This window comes from Streptomyces sp. NPDC037389 (assembly GCF_040636475.1).
Classification (GTDB): Bacteria; Actinomycetota; Actinomycetes; order Streptomycetales; family Streptomycetaceae; genus Streptomyces; species Streptomyces hesseae.
This window is the reverse complement of record NZ_JBEZUS010000001.1, coordinates 617,554-634,394: the sequence shown is the minus strand read 5'-3', so window position 1 is coordinate 634,394 and position 16,841 is coordinate 617,554. Positions and strand designations below refer to the sequence as shown.

Annotated in this window: 15 protein-coding genes; 5 read left to right on the top strand and 10 right to left on the bottom strand. The window is 72.5% G+C overall.

Annotation, left to right across the window (positions count from 1 at the left end; all coding sequences use genetic code 11):
* Nucleotides 1-86: 86 nt before the first annotated feature.
* The 3 genes from AB0E98_RS02960 to uvrB all read right to left on the bottom strand — a co-directional run bounded on the left by AB0E98_RS02960 (nucleotide 87) and on the right by uvrB (nucleotide 5,198).
* Entirely contained in the window at nucleotides 87-2,243 is a 2,157-nt protein-coding gene (locus AB0E98_RS02960; protein WP_361697864.1) for a TerD family protein, read from the bottom strand.
* 59 nt (nucleotides 2,244-2,302) lie between these two features.
* Nucleotides 2,303-2,881 (bottom strand): TerD family protein, encoded by a 579-nt coding sequence (locus tag AB0E98_RS02955; RefSeq protein WP_126913639.1) that lies wholly within the window; start codon nucleotides 2,879-2,881, stop codon nucleotides 2,303-2,305.
* 178 nt (nucleotides 2,882-3,059) lie between these two features.
* A complete protein-coding gene (gene uvrB / locus AB0E98_RS02950) occupies nucleotides 3,060-5,198 on the bottom strand; it encodes an excinuclease ABC subunit UvrB (protein ID WP_361697862.1) in 2,139 nt (712 codons plus the stop codon).
* Nucleotides 5,199-5,440: 242 nt separating this feature from the next.
* On the opposite strand from uvrB, the gene AB0E98_RS02945 reads away from it, so the two are divergent.
* The 3 genes from AB0E98_RS02945 (at nucleotide 5,441) to AB0E98_RS02935 (ending at nucleotide 7,398) form a co-directional block, all read left to right on the top strand.
* Nucleotides 5,441-6,436 (top strand): glycerophosphodiester phosphodiesterase family protein, encoded by a 996-nt coding sequence (locus AB0E98_RS02945; protein WP_361697860.1) that lies wholly within the window; start codon nucleotides 5,441-5,443, stop codon nucleotides 6,434-6,436.
* A gap of 71 nt (nucleotides 6,437-6,507) precedes the next feature.
* The gene (locus AB0E98_RS02940; RefSeq protein WP_361698157.1) at nucleotides 6,508-7,059 is read left to right on the top strand and encodes a methylated-DNA--[protein]-cysteine S-methyltransferase; all 552 of its coding nucleotides are present in this window, start codon (nucleotides 6,508-6,510) and stop codon (nucleotides 7,057-7,059) included.
* A 57-nt stretch (nucleotides 7,060-7,116) separates the two neighbouring features.
* Nucleotides 7,117-7,398, top strand: coding sequence for a DUF6343 family protein (locus AB0E98_RS02935; RefSeq protein WP_361697858.1), 282 nt, complete (start codon nucleotides 7,117-7,119; stop codon nucleotides 7,396-7,398).
* Here the strand turns inward: AB0E98_RS02935 and AB0E98_RS02930 are convergent.
* The 7 genes from AB0E98_RS02930 to rpsA all read right to left on the bottom strand — a co-directional run bounded on the left by AB0E98_RS02930 (nucleotide 7,395) and on the right by rpsA (nucleotide 12,885).
* On the bottom strand, nucleotides 7,395-7,721 hold the full coding sequence (locus AB0E98_RS02930) for a hypothetical protein (RefSeq protein ID WP_361697856.1): 327 nt from the start codon (nucleotides 7,719-7,721) through the stop codon (nucleotides 7,395-7,397). The genes AB0E98_RS02935 and AB0E98_RS02930 overlap by 4 nt on opposite strands.
* 24 nt (nucleotides 7,722-7,745) lie before the next feature.
* Nucleotides 7,746-8,480, bottom strand: a complete 735-nt coding sequence (locus AB0E98_RS02925) for a hypothetical protein (protein WP_361697854.1) — start codon at nucleotides 8,478-8,480, stop codon at nucleotides 7,746-7,748.
* A gap of 7 nt (nucleotides 8,481-8,487) precedes the next feature.
* Nucleotides 8,488-8,808 carry a type VII secretion target gene (locus AB0E98_RS02920; RefSeq protein WP_361697852.1) on the bottom strand — a complete coding sequence of 107 codons (321 nt, stop codon included), beginning with the start codon at nucleotides 8,806-8,808 and terminating at the stop codon, nucleotides 8,488-8,490.
* Between the two features lie 44 nt (nucleotides 8,809-8,852).
* The gene (locus AB0E98_RS02915) at nucleotides 8,853-9,431 is read right to left on the bottom strand and encodes a hypothetical protein (RefSeq protein ID WP_361697850.1); all 579 of its coding nucleotides are present in this window, start codon (nucleotides 9,429-9,431) and stop codon (nucleotides 8,853-8,855) included.
* A gap of 220 nt (nucleotides 9,432-9,651) precedes the next feature.
* Nucleotides 9,652-10,260, bottom strand: a complete 609-nt coding sequence (coaE, locus tag AB0E98_RS02910; RefSeq protein WP_361697848.1) for a dephospho-CoA kinase — start codon at nucleotides 10,258-10,260, stop codon at nucleotides 9,652-9,654.
* Between the two features lie 25 nt (nucleotides 10,261-10,285).
* The gene (locus AB0E98_RS02905) at nucleotides 10,286-11,230 is read right to left on the bottom strand and encodes a PAC2 family protein (RefSeq protein ID WP_311613273.1); all 945 of its coding nucleotides are present in this window, start codon (nucleotides 11,228-11,230) and stop codon (nucleotides 10,286-10,288) included.
* Between the two features lie 158 nt (nucleotides 11,231-11,388).
* Nucleotides 11,389-12,885 (bottom strand): 30S ribosomal protein S1, encoded by a 1,497-nt coding sequence (gene rpsA / locus AB0E98_RS02900; protein ID WP_311613272.1) that lies wholly within the window; start codon nucleotides 12,883-12,885, stop codon nucleotides 11,389-11,391.
* 424 nt (nucleotides 12,886-13,309) lie between these two features.
* On the opposite strand from rpsA, the gene AB0E98_RS02895 reads away from it, so the two are divergent.
* Both AB0E98_RS02895 and hrpB read left to right on the top strand, forming a co-directional pair.
* Nucleotides 13,310-14,113, top strand: a complete 804-nt coding sequence (locus tag AB0E98_RS02895) for a class I SAM-dependent methyltransferase (protein ID WP_361697845.1) — start codon at nucleotides 13,310-13,312, stop codon at nucleotides 14,111-14,113.
* A gap of 158 nt (nucleotides 14,114-14,271) precedes the next feature.
* Nucleotides 14,272-16,806 (top strand): ATP-dependent helicase HrpB, encoded by a 2,535-nt coding sequence (gene hrpB, locus AB0E98_RS02890; protein ID WP_361697843.1) that lies wholly within the window; start codon nucleotides 14,272-14,274, stop codon nucleotides 16,804-16,806.
* The last annotated feature ends 35 nt before the right edge of the window (nucleotides 16,807-16,841 follow it).

Sequence of the window (16,841 nt, the reverse complement as noted above, 5' to 3'; positions counted from 1 at the left end):
GTACGGGCGTACGGCAAGTCCTCAGAACAGTACAGGAAGGACCAAGGAATAGTAAAGGAAGACCCAAAACCGCAGGTCAGGGCAGGCTAGATGCCATACGCGCGCCGCGCCTGACCGACCTGCCGCAGCACCTGTCCGACGACATCGCTCCCCGCGGGCACCCGCGACGGCTCGTACGTCCAGGCGTGCCCGACCCACGGGTCGGCGAGGTGATCGTCCGGCACCGGCGTGATCCTCAGCAGCGAGCGCCACAGCGGGTCCAGGACGGGCCCGTAGGCCCGAGCGTCGTCCCGGTCGGCCACCATCAGCAGATGGACGCCCACGGACGGCCCCTCGTCCGCCAGATAGCGCAGCTGGGTGACGGCGCGGTCGTCGAAACCGTGCGGGAAGTCGTTGACGATCAGCAGCTGCTCGCCCGTGTCGAGGTCCGGGGGCAGCGAGTCCAGGGCGCCGTTGCGCACCGCCATCTGCACCAGGTCGACCCGGCGTGTCAGACGCGCCAGCGCGTCCGACACCCCGCGCGCCCCGGTGGGCGGCGGCTCCTTCAGCGCCCCGCTCTCCAGCAGCGGCGCCAGGGCCGGGCCCGCGGCTCCGGCCGGGTCGACGACGTGGAGTGTGTAGTCCCCCACGGGGTGGACGGCCAGCAGCCGCACGGCGTGCGCGACCGCGCAGTCCATGGCCAGCCTGCGCAGCTCCATCGAGTCCGGCAGGCCCGCGTCCCGGCCACCGGCCCGGCCGGCGTCGATCCATAGGCCGCGCTCCAGCGGCAGCCGCACCAGCATGGGGATGCGCAGGCCGGGGCGTTCCGGCAGGTGCAGATCGCCCAGCCGCAGCGCCATCGGGGCCGACAGCGGCACCTGGTAGCCCTGCCAGACGGGGCTGTCCCAGCGGGCGTAGGCGGGCGGCAGAGCGTGCTCGACGACCTCGGCCTCCGCGACGAGCTGGGCGAGGTCCCGGTCGAGCACGGACCGCGCCTGGTCGACCAGCTCGGCGTGGCGGGCGCGGGCCTCCTCGCGGGCCGTGTCCGCCGCCGCGCCGACGCGGGTGGCGGGGTCGGAGAGGACCCGGTCCAGCTCCCGCTCCAGGCGGGACTCCGCGAAGTCGACCGCGCTGCGGTAGGCGGCGACCGTTCGGGTCAGGTCCTCGAACATGCCCCAGACCTGGTTGTAGAGCCGCTCGTCCATGGACCAGCCGGTGGCGTCGCCCGCGACGGGCCCTGGCGTTCCGGGCCCGTCGGCCGGGGCCCAGTCAGGGGCCCGGTCCGTGGCCGGGGACGCCGGGGCCGGTGCCGGCTCGCGCGGCGCCGAGCTCGGCGCCGAGGACGGCTCCGGGCCCGCCGCCGGGGCCTGCGGGCCGCTCTGGCGGCGCGGGTGCCGGTAGCTGATGGGTCCGGCGGAGGCCGAGGCCGCCTGGGCTCGTACCGCGGCCCGGTCCTGCGTGGCGGCGGACTCGGGCGCGGCCAGAGTAGGTACGGCGGTGGACCCGCCCTCGGCCCGGCCGGGCGCGGCACCGGTCCCGGCCGCGTCGTCCCGCTCCGGCACGTCGGCCGCCGCGTGCGCGCCCTCGCCGGGCGCGGGTTCGCCATGGGCAGGCTCGACCTGGGCGGGCTCGACGCGGGCCGGCTCGACGTCAGCGGGATCGACGTGGGCAGGCTCAACGACTCGGACGGGCGGGGCCGCGACCGCGCGGGCCATGCCCCGGGCGACCGCCTCGTCGATGCCGGCGGCCAGCTCGGCCGCGCCAGGCAGGCCCTGGTCGTGGAGCATCGCGGCCAGACCTCCCGCGTACCCCTGGCCGACCGCGCGCACCTTCCAGGCGCCCTGCCGGCGGTAGAGCTCAAGCGCGACGACCGCCGACTCGGCGTCCAGCCCGGTGACCGTATAGCTGGCGATCTCGGTGCCGTCCGTGTCCGTCACGGCGAGGAAGGGGGCCGCGATGGCGCCGAAGCGCGCCGGGACCGACGCCACGGACGGGAGCGCGAGCACCACGGTGAGCCGGTGGGCGGTCTCCGGGACGGCGTCCAGATCGACCGCCAGCCGGTGCTCCGCGGCGGCCTGCCCGGACACCTCCAGCCCGGGAAGTCTCGGCGAGGCGGGGTGCGCGACCCACCGGTCGTCGGTCACCCTGCCGTCCGCGTCACCGAGCGTCGCGCCCGCCACCACCGGGTGGCCCGCCGAAACCCGGATCTCCAGTCGAGTACCGGGCAGTGGGTGGTTCTGCCCCCGCACCAGCTCGGCCGTCATCGCCGTTTCCCCCTATGTCGTGCTCGTCGTGTCGTGCAGCCCTCGTCCGCGAAGGACGGTTACAGGACCGCCTGGATCTCCGCCAGCAGGTCCTGGAACGTCCGGCCGTTGGCCGGGGTGCCGATGGCCGTCATCTGCCAGCCGTTGCCCACGCGGTGCACCTTGGCCATGATCTGCGCGGTGTAAGGGCCGCCGCCGTCCAGGGTGTAGCGGGCCAGCTCCTGGCCGGTGGTCTCGTCGACCAGGCGGCAGAAGGCGTTGCGGACCTCGGCGAAGGTCTGGCCGGTGAACGAGTTCACCGTGAACACGATCTGATTGACGTGCACCGGGACGCGCTGGAGGTCGACGAGGATCGACTCGTCGTCACCGCCCTGGCCCGCGCCGCCGACCAGGTTGTCGCCGGTGTGGCGCACCGAGCCGTCCTTGCTGACGAGCTGCTGGAAGAAGGCCACGTCGACCGGCTGCTTGTCGGCGAAGAGCACCGCCGAGGCGTCGAGGTCGATCTCCTTCGTCCGCGTCCCGAACAGCCCGCGGCGGGGGGCCGCCTGCCAGCCCAGCCCCATCCGCACCGCGGTCAGGGTGCCCCCGTCGGCCTTCTGAAGGCTGATGCCCTGGCCCTTGGACAAGTTGACCGTCACGCGCAGTCCCTCTCTCGTTGGCTGTGCCCCCGTGGCCGCACGTGTTCCGTGCGGCCGTCTTCACCTACGACCCTATGCACACGCGACGGTCGCGTACGCGCCCGGGAAGGGTTTGTGGCGGTCTTGCAACATGCTCCGTACCAGGTCGGACAGGCTGGGATATGCTGTCGCGCCGCCGTCAGGCGAGCCCCGCCTCACGCATCTGCCGCAGCTCCTTCTTCAGCTCGCCCACCTCGTCACGCAGTCGTGCCGCGACCTCGAACTGGAGCTCCGCCGCGGCGGCGCGCATACGGTCGGTCATGTCCTCGATGAGCTGGGCCAGTTCCGCGGCGGGGCGGTCCGTGAGCACCGCTTCCGCGGCCTTCGCCTTGCCCTTGCCCTTGGCGGCCTTCCCCTTGCCGGCCGGGACCGTCGGGACGGGGGCCTTCGCCTGGTCCTTGCCGGGCTTGCGGTAGCCCGTGCCCAGCAGCTCCTCGGTGTCGAGCTCCTCGCGGGCGAGGGAGGCCACGATGTCGCCGATCTTCTTGCGGAGCGGCTGGGGGTCGATGCCCCGCTCCTTGTTGTAGGCGATCTGCTTCTCGCGGCGGCGGTTGGTCTCGTCGATGGCCTTCTCCATCGACGGGGTGACCTTGTCGGCGTACATATGGACCTGTCCGGAGACATTGCGCGCCGCGCGGCCGATGGTCTGGATCAGGGACGTCCCGGAGCGCAGGAAGCCCTCCTTGTCGGCGTCGAGGATGGCCACCAGCGACACCTCGGGCAGGTCGAGGCCCTCGCGCAGCAGGTTGATGCCGACCAGGACGTCGAACTCGCCGGCGCGCAGCTCGCGCAGCAGCTCGACCCGGCGCAGCGTGTCGACGTCGCTGTGGAGGTAGCGCACCTGGATGCCGAGCTCCAGGAAGTAGTCGGTGAGGTCCTCGGCCATCTTCTTGGTGAGGGTGGTCACGAGGACGCGCTCGTCGCGCTCGGTGCGGGTGCGGATCTCGTGGACCAGGTCGTCGATCTGGCCCTCGGTCGGCTTGACGACGACCTCGGGGTCGACGAGACCGGTGGGACGGATGATCTGCTCGACGAAGCCGTCGCCGCGCGAGAGCTCGTAGGGGCCGGGCGTCGCGGAGAGGTAGACGGTCTGGCCGATGCGCTCGGTGAACTCCTCCCACTTCAGCGGGCGGTTGTCCATCGCGGACGGCAGGCGGAAACCGTGCTCGACGAGCGTGCGCTTGCGGGAGGCGTCGCCCTCGTACATCGCGCCGATCTGCGGGACGGTGACGTGCGACTCGTCGATGACGAGGAGGAAGTCCTCGGGGAAGTAGTCCATGAGGGTGTTGGGCGGGGAGCCGGGCTCGCGGTCGTCCATGTGCAGCGAGTAGTTCTCGATGCCCGAGCAGGAGCCGACCTGGCGCATCATCTCGATGTCGTAGGTGGTGCGCATGCGCAGCCGCTGGGCCTCCAGGAGCTTGCCCTGCTTCTCCAACTGGGCGAGGCGCTCCTCCAGCTCGCGCTCGATGCCCGCGACGGCCTTCTCCATCCGCTCTGCGCCGGCGATGTAGTGGCTGGCGGGGAAGACGTAGAGCTCCTGGTCGTCGGAGATGACCTCGCCGGTGAGCGGGTGGAGCGTGGAGAGCGCCTCGATCTCGTCGCCGAACATCTCGATGCGGACGGCCAGTTCCTCGTAGACCGGGAAGATCTCGATGGTGTCGCCGCGCACCCGGAAGGTGCCCCGGGTGAAGGCCAGGTCGTTGCGCGTGTACTGGATCTCGACGAAGCGGCGCAGCAGCGTGTCGCGGTCGATCTCCTCGCCGACCTTCAGCGGCACCATGCGGTCCACGTACTCCTGCGGCGTGCCCAGGCCGTAGATGCAGGAGACCGATGCCACGACGATTACGTCACGCCGGGTGAGCAGCGAGTTCGTGGCGGAGTGGCGCAGCCGCTCCACCTCCTCGTTGATCGAGGAGTCCTTCTCGATGTAGGTGTCCGACTGCGGGACGTAGGCCTCGGGCTGGTAGTAGTCGTAGTACGACACGAAGTATTCGACGGCGTTGTTGGGCAACAGCTCGCGGAACTCGTTGGCGAGCTGGGCCGCGAGGGTCTTGTTGGGCGCCATGACGAGGGTGGGCCGCTGCAGCTTCTCGATCATCCACGCGGTGGTGGCCGACTTGCCGGTGCCGGTCGCGCCGAGGAGGACGACGTCCTTCTCACCCGCGCGAATGCGCCGCTCCAGCTCCACGATGGCCGCCGGCTGGTCGCCGCTGGGCTGGAAGGGGCTGACGACCTCGAAGGGCGCCACCTTGCGTTCGATCTTGGATACGGGCCGCATGAGACCACCGTACGGCCCACCACTGACAACGGCCTCGTCTCCCGCCCTCCGCCCCGTTCTCCCGCCGGTCACGAGGCGAACGCCGGGCGAAATATCGGCAAAGGGTCTCCCGCTCCGGCTGCCCCGGCGGTCGCGATCACGTACACGTTTGCTGTACCACTTTCCGTGCACCAGGTACGACGTTCCGTACGCGAGGGCCGGCGGCGCGACGGTCGTCCCGGCCCCGGACGCGAGGAGCTCCCATGCGCATCCGCATCGCCCCCGCCGTGACCGGTGTGCTCGCCGGTCTGTCCCTCTCGACGCTCGCCTCCGTGCCCGCCCCGGAAGTCGCGGCGGCGCCCGCGCACGCCGCCGAGGGCCCGGCCGCACCCGTCGTCATCGGTCACCGCGGGGTGCCCGTCGAGGCGCCGGAGAACACCCTGGCCTCGATCGACAGAGCGGCCCGGCTGGGCACCGTCTGGGTGGAGAACGACGTCCAGCGCACCAAGGACGGCGCCCTGATCGTCATCCACGACACCACCCTGGAGCGCACCACGGACGCCAAGCGGCGCTACCCCGGACGCGCCCCCTGGAAGGTCGCGGACTTCACGCTCGACGAGATCGAGAAGCTGGACGCCGGCAGCTGGTACGACAGCCGTTTCACCGGCGAACGGGTCCCCACGCTCGACCGCTATCTGCGCCGGGTCGACCACAACCACCAGAAGCTGCTGCTGGAGGTGAAGGCCCCGGAGCTCTACCCGGGGATCGAGCGGCAGACAGTGGCCGAGCTGCGCCGCTCCGGCTGGCTGGACCGGCAGCACATCGACGGGGGGCTGGTCGTCCAGAGCTTCAGCGCGCCGTCCCTGAAGACGCTGCACAAGCTCCGCCCCGACATCAAGAAGGGCTTCCTGGGCGCCCCGAAGGCCGCCGACCTCCGCTCGTACGCCGAGTTCGCCGACCAGATCAACCCGGACCACACGCGGATCACCGCCGACTGGGTCGCCGCCGCCCACGCCCTCGACGGCCCGCACGGGCGGCGGCTCGAGGTCTGCGCGTGGACCGTCGACGACGAGGACAAGGCGGTGGGCCTCGCCCGGATGGGCGTGGACGGCATCATCACCAACGCCCCCCACGTCATCGCCGCCGCCCTGGACGACGACGCGGACGACCCGTCCCTCCTGAACGACGACGACCGGCCCGGACCGGACCCGGCCGGCGACCCCGCCGACGAGGACGCACCCCTCGACGACGCCGTCTGAGGCCCGGGGCCCCGGCCGGGGGCGCCCGGCCACGCTCTACGCTGGAGGGCGTGACGGACTCCGAGCGCCCCCTGCCGCCCGGCCCCCGGGCCTGGGCGTGGTCGACGACCGATTCGCCCGTAGGTCCCCTGGGCCTCGCCGCGACCCCGGACGGCCTTCTGAGCGTCGTCTTCCACGCCGACGCCGGCACGACCGAACGGACCCTGTCCCACCTGGAACGGCACCTGGGCGCCGCCCCTATGGCGGCGCCCTCCGCCTGCCACGACGTCCTCGCCGAGGCCACGGACCAGCTCCGGGCCTACTTCGCGGGCCGCCTCCGCGTCTTCTCCGTGCCCCTGGACTGGTCCCTCACCTCCGGCTTCAACCGCCGCACCCTGCGCGAGCTCCTCGCCCACGTCCCCTACGGCACCGTCGTCGCCTACCAGGACCTCGCCACCCGCCTGGGCGACCCCGGCGCGGCCCGCGCGGTCGGCACGGCCATGGGAAGCAACCCGCTGCCCATCGTGGTCCCCTGCCACCGCGTCATCGGGAGCGACGGCGGCCTGGGCGGCTTCGGCCCCGGCCTGGAGGCCAAGCGGGTCCTGCTGTCGCTGGAAGGGGTTCTTCCGGAGCCGCTGTTCTGAGCCCCGCTGTTCCGGACCCCGCTCCCGAGGGATGCTGGAAGCGGGAGATGGTGCGCCATGCGTACGGGCAACGAACCCATGACGGCGCGCAGCCCGCTGCGGCTGCGGTGCGGGCTGGCGTCCTTCGGGCTGGTGTGGACGGCCGCCGGGACGGCGCTCTTCGCGCTGGCGGGGCGGCCGGGGTGGGCGATCGCGTGCGGGGTGGTGATGCTCGTGACCGTGGTCGACCTGGTCTTGATCATCCGACACATCCGGCAGGGGCCGCACTACCAGCCGGGCCGGGACGTCCCACCGTATGAGCCCGTCAAGCCTTCAGACCACCCCGGAAGGAATTCCTAGCCCTGTGCGGCCGGCGGCTCGGCACGGGCCGCCAGGAAGCGGCGGGCCTCGGCCGTCCGCTCCTCCCGCTGCTCCGGCGAGAGGCGCTCCCAGGCCGCCTGGGCGGTCTCCACACTCTCGGTGAGCGCGTCGGAGTACGCGCCCACTCGTACCGCCTCGTGGAGGCGCATCCGGCCGGAGAGGACCTCCTGGGCCATCTCCCGCAGGACCTCACCGCCGCTGCCGTCGGCGAGGTGCCGAAGCGCCTCGTGGACGACGCGGGCCCGGGCCCGGTCGCGGCCCGGGGTCACGAATTCCTCGAATCCGACGTGGTGTTCCGGCATCCCGCCGCTCCTTTTCTTCCGGCGTCAGACGGCCGGGTGGTCGTAACTCGTACGCGGCAACGGAAAGGCGCCGAGGGAGGCCGCGATCTCGCCGCCCGTTCGCCCGATCGCCGCGCAGCCGACGTTCATGGTCACTTGCGCCGCGTTGAGGAGATTGGTCATCGCGGTCCATTCCTTGAGGACGGTCTCCGCCTCGGCGGCGCCGAGCGCATATCCCATCGCGGCGCCCCATCCCGTCCATCCGGAGGCGGCGGAGGCCGCGATGGCGATGGAAAGGGTGATGAGCGCGTCGAGCATCGCGCCGAGGCACGCGGCGACGGCCTCGCCCGTGTACGCCACCGATCGGGCGATCTCCCGGTATTCGTCGTCGATCGCGTACAGGGAGTCCCGCGCGTCCTCCAGGTTCTTGCGCAAGGCCTCGAAGTAGCCGTGCGCGGCGTCGGCCGCGTTCCCCTGCCAGGTCGCGCTGACGGCCCCGGCGCCGGACCCGAGGTTCCGGGCGAGGGCGTCGCAGGAATGCCCCAGGTTCCGCCAGACGTCGGCGCACCGCGCGTACGCCTCCCAGTCCCCGGCGAGGGCGTGCTTCGCGTAGTCCATCGGGTCGCGCGACAGCACGAGCTCGGCCAGTTTCACGAACCAGCCGCCCGGGCTGAGGAAGTCCCCGACGTCGTTGACGGGTTTCAGCGGATGGACGAACCCAGCGGGCTTTCGGGGCGGGGTGAGGTGCCGGGTCGGTTCGGCCACGTCGACGAAGTCCATGTCCGGGTCAGCGCCCCGCCCGGCCGTAGGCCGCGTCCGTCTCGGCGGCGACCCCGAGGTCGGTGCGGCGGTAGTACGAGGCCGCGGCGCCCAGTTCCCGTGCCGACTCCCGGAGCACGGCGGACAAGCGGTCGAGCGTGCGCAGCACGTTGTCCCGCACCTCGGTGTGCTGCCCCGCGCATAACCCCAGCAGTCCGTGTTCCATGAAGTCGAGCGAGGTGAATCCCTTGGTGTAGGAGGCCATTTCCGAGGCGTCCTCCGCAGCCCTGCCCACTTGCCGGGAGAACTCCTCCAGCCGCCCCGTCTCCACCTGAAGTCGCCCTGACACGGCAGCCCTTTCCCCGTCGATGTGAAACCCGGCCCGAACAAGCGTCACGGCGACACGCACGCCAGTAGGAAGCACGCCAGCATGCCCATGCCTCCCACCCTGCGCAGCCATCGGACGTGTTCCACCACCCTGGCCCTGCGCAGCATTTCCCGGACCGCCTTGAACTGCCCGATGGTCCTGGGGTGGAATCCGGCGACGACGAGCATGACGCCGTGGGCCATGACCGGAAGTGCCATGAAGAGAAAGATCAGCCATTCCCAGAAGGCCCGCAGGCTGATGAGGGAATACGAGCCCCATTCCCGGTACACCTTCACCCGTTCACCGGGGACGTACGCGCCGTCGATCTCGGCGTCCGTCAGCACCGTGCCGCCGTCCGAGGGGCGGAACACCCCGTCGCAGCTGGTGCCTTCACGGCCGCTGCTCCGGTGCGTGATGGCGCAGTGGCCGATGGTCATGGTCCCCTGATGGTCCGCGTAGCCGAAGGCCTTCACCGCGGACGTGGCGGTGAACTCCATGAGCAGCAGGCCGGCCACCACGAGGCAGACCCCGCCGAGGCGGGTCTTGATCCTCGGCCGGGGTGTGGGCGCGAAGGGGCTCGCGCCGAGTAGTTCCGGCATGGCCATGGTCGTCGTTCCCCTTCGGAGCAGCCGCGTTGTGACGCCGTTCGGGGCGACACGCTAGCGACGCGGAGGGGAGGTGATGACGCGGTGCGGCGGCCCGACGACCGCTCGCGTCATCGGCGTCGGAACGCGGAGGGCCCGTACGAAGGGCTTGCCGAGGGCCGACCGAGCGCCACCGCCCATCGGCGGTGCGCACCCGGCCTCACCCGATCTGATGAACGGCTCAGCCGGACCGCTTCGCAGCCCGCTCGCGCAGTTGCTCCCAGACGGCCCTGACCTGGGGCTCCAGCGCCTCCAGCGGGCCGTCGTTGTCGATGACGAGGTCCGCCACGGCCAGGCGCTGCTCCCGTGTGGCCTGGGCCGCCATCCGGGCGCGGGCCTCGTCGGTGGTCATGCCCCGCAGCCGGACGAGCCGCTCCAGCCGGGTCCCGGTGCCGGCGTCGATGACCACCACCAGGTCGTAGAGGGGGGCGAGCCCGTTCTCGGCGAGGAGGGGGACGTCGTGGACGACGACGGCGTCCGGGCCGGCGGCGGCCTCCAGCTCGGCCGAGCGGGCACGGACCAGGGGGTGCACGATGGCGTTGAGGGCGGCGAGCCGGTCCTTGTCGGCGAAGACGACGGCGCCCAGCGCGGGCCGGTCGAGGGTGCCCTCGCCGGTGAGGACGCCGGGGCCGAACTCGGCGACGACCGCCGCCAGTCCGGGCGTGCCCGGCTCCACGACTTCCCTCGCGATGCGGTCCGAGTCGACGACGACCGCTCCGTACGACGCGAGGAGCCGCGACACCTCGCTCTTGCCCGCGCCGATCCCGCCCGTGAGGCCCACCTTCAGCATGGGCCCCACGCTATCGGGCCGGGTGTCAGCGGCCTCCGTCGCCCTCCCGGTCGGCGAGGAAACGCTCGAATTCGGCGCCCAGTTCATCGGCGGAGGGCAGTTCGACGGGCTCGGCGACGAGGTTGCCCCGGGTCTCGGCCCCGGCCACCGCGTCGTACTGGTGCTCAAGGCCCCGGACGAGCGCGATCAGCTCCTCGTCGCCCTCGCCGAGCTGGCGCTCGATCTCCTCCTGGGTGCGGTGCGCCGCGGTGCGCAGGGCGTGCGCGGCGTCGGGCAGGACGAGTCCGGTGGCGGCGGTGACCGCCTCCAGGGCCGTCAGCGCCGCGTCGGGGTAGGGCGAGCGGGCCACGTAGTGGGGGACGTGGGCGGCGACGCCCAGGACGTCGTGGCCGGCCTCGGCGAGGCGGTACTCGACGAACGACTCGGCGCTGCCGGGCACCTGGGCCTCGTCGAAGTAGCTGCGGTGACCGGGCATCAGGTCCGTGCGGTTGCCGTGGGGGGTGATGCCGACAGGGCGGGTGTGGGGGACGCCCATGGGGATGCCATGGAAGTTGACGGCCAGTCGTACACGGAGCCGCTCCACGAGCAGGCGTACGGCGGCGGCGAAGCGCTCCCACTCCACGTCCGGCTCCGGTCCGGTGAGCAGGAGGAACGGGGCGCCCGTGGCGTCCTGCACCAAGTACAGCTCCAGCTTCGGCGTCTCGTACTCGGTCCAGCGGTCGCGCTGGAACGTCAGCAGCGGGCGCCGTGCGCGGTAGTCGATGAGCCGGTCGTGGTCGAAGCGGGCCACGACCTGGTGCGGCAGGTCGCCCAGCAGCCGCTTGACGATCAGCTCGCCCGTCTCACCCGCGTCGATGTAGCCCTCGAAGTGGTAGAGCATGACCAGTCCGGCCGTGTCCTGGGCCAGAGCCAGGTCGGCCACGGCGAGCCCCTTGGGCTCCCATTCGTACAAACCCTGCGGATCCATCACGGTGACCGTTCCTCCTCATGTTCCTTGGGAGAGAACGCTCTTGGGGGCCGTGACCATTCCCGCCCCGGCACAACGGAGAGGCGAACGCGCGTAAGGCCCGCTCTCCAAGGAGAGCGGGCCTTACGGTCAGCTATTCAGCTGTGCTGTCGGTCAGAGCCTCAGCTCTGGCCGCCGGCGAGCTTCTCGCGCAGGGCGGCGAGAGCCTCGTCCGACGCCAGGGCGCCGGAGGTGTCGGCCGACTCGGACGAGTACGAGCCACCGGCCGGAGCGGCCTGCGACGCGACGTCCTGGTCACCGGCGGCGGCAGCCTCGGCGTCCGCCTCGCGGGACTTGATGACCTGCGCCTGGTGCTGCTCGAAGCGCTGCTGCGCCTCGGCGTACTGGCGCTCCCACTCCTCGCGCTGCTTCTCGTAACCCGGCAGCCAGTCGTTGGCCTCGGGGTCGAAGCCCTCGGGGTAGATGTAGTTGCCCTGGTCGTCGTAGGACGCGGCCATGCCGTACAGGGTCGGGTCGAACTCGACCACGGACGGGTCGGCACCGAAGGACTCGTTGGCCTGCTTCAGCGAGAGGCTGATGCGACGGCGCTCGAGGTCGATGTCGATGACCTTGACGAAGATCTCGTCGTTGACCTGGACGACCTGCTCCGGGATCTCCACGTGGCGCTCGGCCAGCTCGGAGATGTGGACCAGGCCCTCGATGCCCTCGTCGACGCGCACGAACGCACCGAACGGAACGAGCTTGGTGACCTTACCCGGGACGACCTGACCGATCTGGTGGGTCCGGGCGAACTGCTGCCACGGGTCTTCCTGGGTGGCCTTGAGCGACAGGGAGACGCGCTCGCGGTCCATGTCGACGTCCAGGACCTCGACCGTGACCTCCTGGCCGACCTCGACGACCTCGGACGGGTGGTCGATGTGCTTCCAGGACAGCTCGGAGACGTGGACGAGACCGTCGACGCCGCCCAGGTCCACGAAGGCACCGAAGTTGACGATGGAGGAGACGACGCCGGAGCGCACCTGACCCTTCTGGAGGGTGGTGAGGAAGGTCTGGCGGACCTCGCTCTGGGTCTGCTCCAGCCAGGCGCGGCGGGACAGGACCACGTTGTTGCGGTTCTTGTCCAGCTCGATGATCTTGGCCTCGAGCTCCTTGCCCACGTAGGGCTGGAGGTCGCGGACACGACGCATCTCGACCAGGGAGGCCGGCAGGAAGCCACGGAGGCCGATGTCGAGGATGAGACCACCCTTGACGACCTCGATGACGGTACCGGTGACGATCCCGTCCTCTTCCTTGATCTTCTCGATGGTGCCCCAGGCGCGCTCGTACTGGGCGCGCTTCTTCGAGAGGATCAGGCGGCCTTCCTTGTCCTCCTTCTGGAGAACCAGGGCCTCGATCTCGTCGCCGACCTTGACGACCTCGTTCGGGTCGACGTCGTGCTTGATCGAGAGCTCGCGCGAGGGAATGACACCCTCGGTCTTGTAACCGATGTCGAGCAGGACCTCGTCCCGGTCGACCTTCACGATGACGCCGTCGACGATGTCGCCGTCGTTGAAGTACTTGATCGTCTCGTCGATCGCGGCGAGGAAGGCTTCCTCGTTACCGATGTCGTTGACCGCAACCTGCGGGGTGGTGGCGGTGGTCTCGGTGCTGCTCGTCATGTGGGAAAGGGCTCCGGTACGGACATTGAAGTCGTAGGTACTGCTACGCCGAGAGCCCGTATCGCATCGCCGAAGCCGGACGGCCTTGGAGGCGCACTCTCCGTAAAGAGCTTTTGACCCGGCGGAACCGGGAGCGCCTCGACAACCGAGGGACAAACGACAGATGCGAGCGCGGCCTGCTCCGTCTGAGGCGCGCAGGCCCGCAGCGCAACTTGTAGCATACGGGGGCAGCGGGGCACGGTCAATGCGCGAAGGCGCACACCCGGGACGAATCGCGACAATTCCGGCACAACTCGGGTTGTGCGAGGCCACGGGGCCCCGAAGCACCCCGGTGCGCCACACCCCGGGGCCGCCCGAAAGGCTCCATGGCGTCATGCTCGGGCGAGAACCTGCAAGGATCAAGCGCGACCGCCGGGATGATCAGATGACCCAAGAATACGAGCCCGAGGCAACCCGCCGTGAGACCGGCGAGACCGAGAGCAGCCGGGCCAGTCGTGGCTGGTGGGACCGCAACGCGGACGAGTACCAGAACGAGCACGGCGGCTTCCTCGGTGACGACCGCTTCGTCTGGGGGCCGGAGGGCCTCGACGAGGCGGAGGCCGCCCTGCTGGGTCCCGCGGAGTCGCTCAGGGGCCTGGACGTCCTGGAGATCGGCGCCGGCGCGGCCCAGTGCTCGCGCTGGCTGGCCGCGCGGGGCGCCCGCCCCGTGGCCCTCGACCTGTCCCACCGGCAGCTCCAGCACGCCCTGCGGATCGGCACGGACTTCCCGCTCGTGGAGGCCGACGCCTGCGCCCTGCCCTTCGCGGACGGCTCCTTCGACCTGGCCTGCTCGGCGTACGGGGCGGTTCCGTTCGTCGCCGACCCGGTGCGGCTGATGCGCGAGGTGCGGCGGGTGCTGCGGCCCGGCGGCCGCTGGGTGTTCTCCGTGACCCACCCCATCCGCTGGGCGTTCCCGGACGAGCCCGGGCCCGAGGGGCTGTCCGTGGCCGCGTCGTACTTCGACCGCACGCCGTACGTGGAGCAGGACGAAGCAGGCCGGGCGATCTACGTGGAGCACCACCGGACGCTCGGCGACCGGGTGCGCGACGTGGTGGCCGCGGGCTTCCGCCTGGTCGACCTGGTCGAGCCGGAGTGGCCCGCGTGGAACCAGCAGGAGTGGGGTGGCTGGTCCCCTCTGCGGGGGCATCTGATTCCGGGGACGGCGATCTTCGTCTGTGAGCGGGACTGACCACCCCGCGGGCTGCTTCCCGGGACGGCGGTTTGTCGACCGCGGGCCGTCGGGGGCTGGTCGCGCCCACGCGGCGGTAGCCGCACACCGACGCCGCCCCGCGCCCCTTACGGGGCTCGTCTTACGGGGCGTGTCCGGTCGTAGGTGAGACTTGGCACGTGATCCGTGACGACGTCCTCGCCCAGTTGCCCGTGCGGTCCGCGCTCCCCGCGCTCGAGGAGGCGCTGGACGGGCATGGGACGGCCGTGCTGTGCGCGCCGCCCGGCACCGGCAAGACGACGCTCGTACCGCTCGTGCTGGCGGGCCTGACCGGCTCCGGGCCGGTTCGCCGTGTCCTGGTCGCCGAGCCCCGCCGCATCGCCGCGCGCGCCGCCGCGCGGCGCATGGCGTGGCTGCTGGGCGAGGAGGCCGGCGGCCGGGTCGGCTTCACCGTGCGCGGCGAGCGCAGGGCCGGGCCCTCGACCGTGGTGGAGGTCGTCACCACCGGTGTGCTGCTCCAGCGTCTCCAGCGCGACCCGGAGCTGGCCGGGGTCGACGTCGTGGTGCTCGACGAGTGCCACGAGCGGCATCTGGACGCCGACACCGCGGCCGCCTTCCTCCTGGACGTCCGGGCAGCGCTGCGCCCGGAGCTGCGTCTGGTGGCCGCGTCGGCGACGACGGACGCCGAGGGCTGGGCCCGGCTGCTGGGCGGCGCGCCGGTGGTGGAGGCGCGGGGGGTGTCGCACCCCGTGGAGGTGGTGTGGGCGCCGCCGGAGCGCGCGATACGGCCGCCGCACGGCATGCGTGTGGATCCCGCGCTGCTGGAGCACGTGGCCGCCGTGGTGCGGCGGGCGCTGCGCGAGCGGGAGGGCGACGTGCTCTGCTTCCTCCCCGGTGTAGGCGAGATCGGCCGGGTGGCCGGGCTCCTGGGCGCGGGCCCCGGCGGGGCGGAGGTGCTCCAGGTGCACGGGCGGGCCCCGGCCGCCGTGCAGGACGCGGTGCTGGCCGGTGGCACCGGTACGCGGCGCGTGGTGCTGGCGACCTCGGTGGCCGAGTCGAGCCTGACCGTGCCGGGCGTGCGGGTCGTGGTGGACGCCGGGCTGGCCCGGGAGCCGCGCATGGACCACGCCCGGGGGCTGAGCGCGCTGACGACCGTACGGGCGTCCCGGGCGTCCGGGCGGCAGCGGGCGGGCCGCGCGGGGCGCGAGGCCCCGGGGGCGGTGTACCGCTGCTGGACGGACGCCGACGAGACGCGGCTGTCCGCGTTCCCGGCGGCGGAGATCACGGTGGCGGACCTGACGGCGTTCGCCCTTCAGGCCGCCTGCTGGGGCGATCCCGACGCGACCGGGCTCGCGCTGCTCGACGCCCCGCCGGCCGGTGCTCTGGCGGCCGCCCGGTCGGTGCTGGCGGCCACGGGCGCGGTGGACGCCGACGGGCGGCCCACCGACCGGGGCCGGCGCATGGCGCGTCTGGGCGTGCACCCGCGGCTCGCGCGCGCTCTGCTGGACGGCGCGCGCGAGGTCGGCGCGCGCCGGGCGGCGGAGGTCGTGGCGCTGCTGAGCGAGGAACCGCCGAGGGAGTACGGGGACGATCTGGCGGCGGCGTGGCGCGCCGCCCGGCGCGGGAACGACGCCTACGGCTCCCGCTGGCGCATGGAGGCGCGCAGGCTGGAGAGCGCGCTGCGGAGCGTCTCCGAGGAGCCCGCCGCACCCGCGAAGCCCGCCGGGCCGGACACCGATGACGCCGTCGCCGGCCTGATCGCCGCCCTGGCGTTCCCCGAACGGGTGGCGCGGCTGCGCGGCGGGGCCTCGTACCTGATGGTGTCGGGCACCGGCGCCGAGCTGGGCGACGGGTCCCGGCTGCGTACCGCGCCCTGGCTCGCGGTGGCCGTGGCGGACCGGCCCGTCGCCGCCGCGTCGGCGCGGGTGCGGCTGGGGGCCGTGATCGACGAGGAGACGGCGCGGGCGGCGGCGGGGGCGCTGTACGACGAGGGCGAGGAGGTGCGCTGGTCGGAGGAGCGGCGCGACGTCGTGGCGCGCCGCGTGGCCCGGCTGGGCGCGGTGGAGCTGACCGCGAGCGTGCTGGGCGCGCCGGATCCGGGGCTGGTGCGGGCCGCGCTGCTGGAGGGGCTGCGGCGGGAGGGCCTGGGGCTGCTGCGGTGGGGCGCGGAGGCGACGGCGCTGCGGCAGCGGCTGGCGTTCCTCCGCCGTGAGCTGGGCGAGCCGTGGCCGGAGGTGTCGGACGAGGCGCTGCTGGCGCGGGCGGACGAGTGGCTGGGCGTGGAGCTGGACCGGGCCCGCAGGCGCGCGGATCTGGAGCGGCTGGACGCGGGCGCGGCGCTGGAGCGGCTGCTGCCGTGGGCGAGCGGTGACGCCGTGCGGCTGGGCGAGCTGGCGCCGGAGCGCATCGAGGTGCCGAGCGGTTCACGGATCCGGGTGGACTACAGCGCTGAGCAGCCCGTGCTGGCGGTCAAGCTCCAGGAGCTCTTCGGGCTGCACGAGACGCCCCGGGTCGCGGGAGGGCGGGTGCCCGTGCTCGTCCATCTGCTGTCCCCGGCGGGCCGCCCGGCGGCGGTCACCGCGGATCTGGCGTCGTTCTGGCGGGACGGCTACCGGTCCGTACGGGCCGAGCTGCGCGGCCGGTATCCACGCCATCCCTGGCCCGAGGACCCGGCCGCGGCCGTCGCGACGCGCCGCACCAACGCCAGGCGCTAGCGCGCCGCGGTGACCGGGGCCTGCCCGCTCCTCGT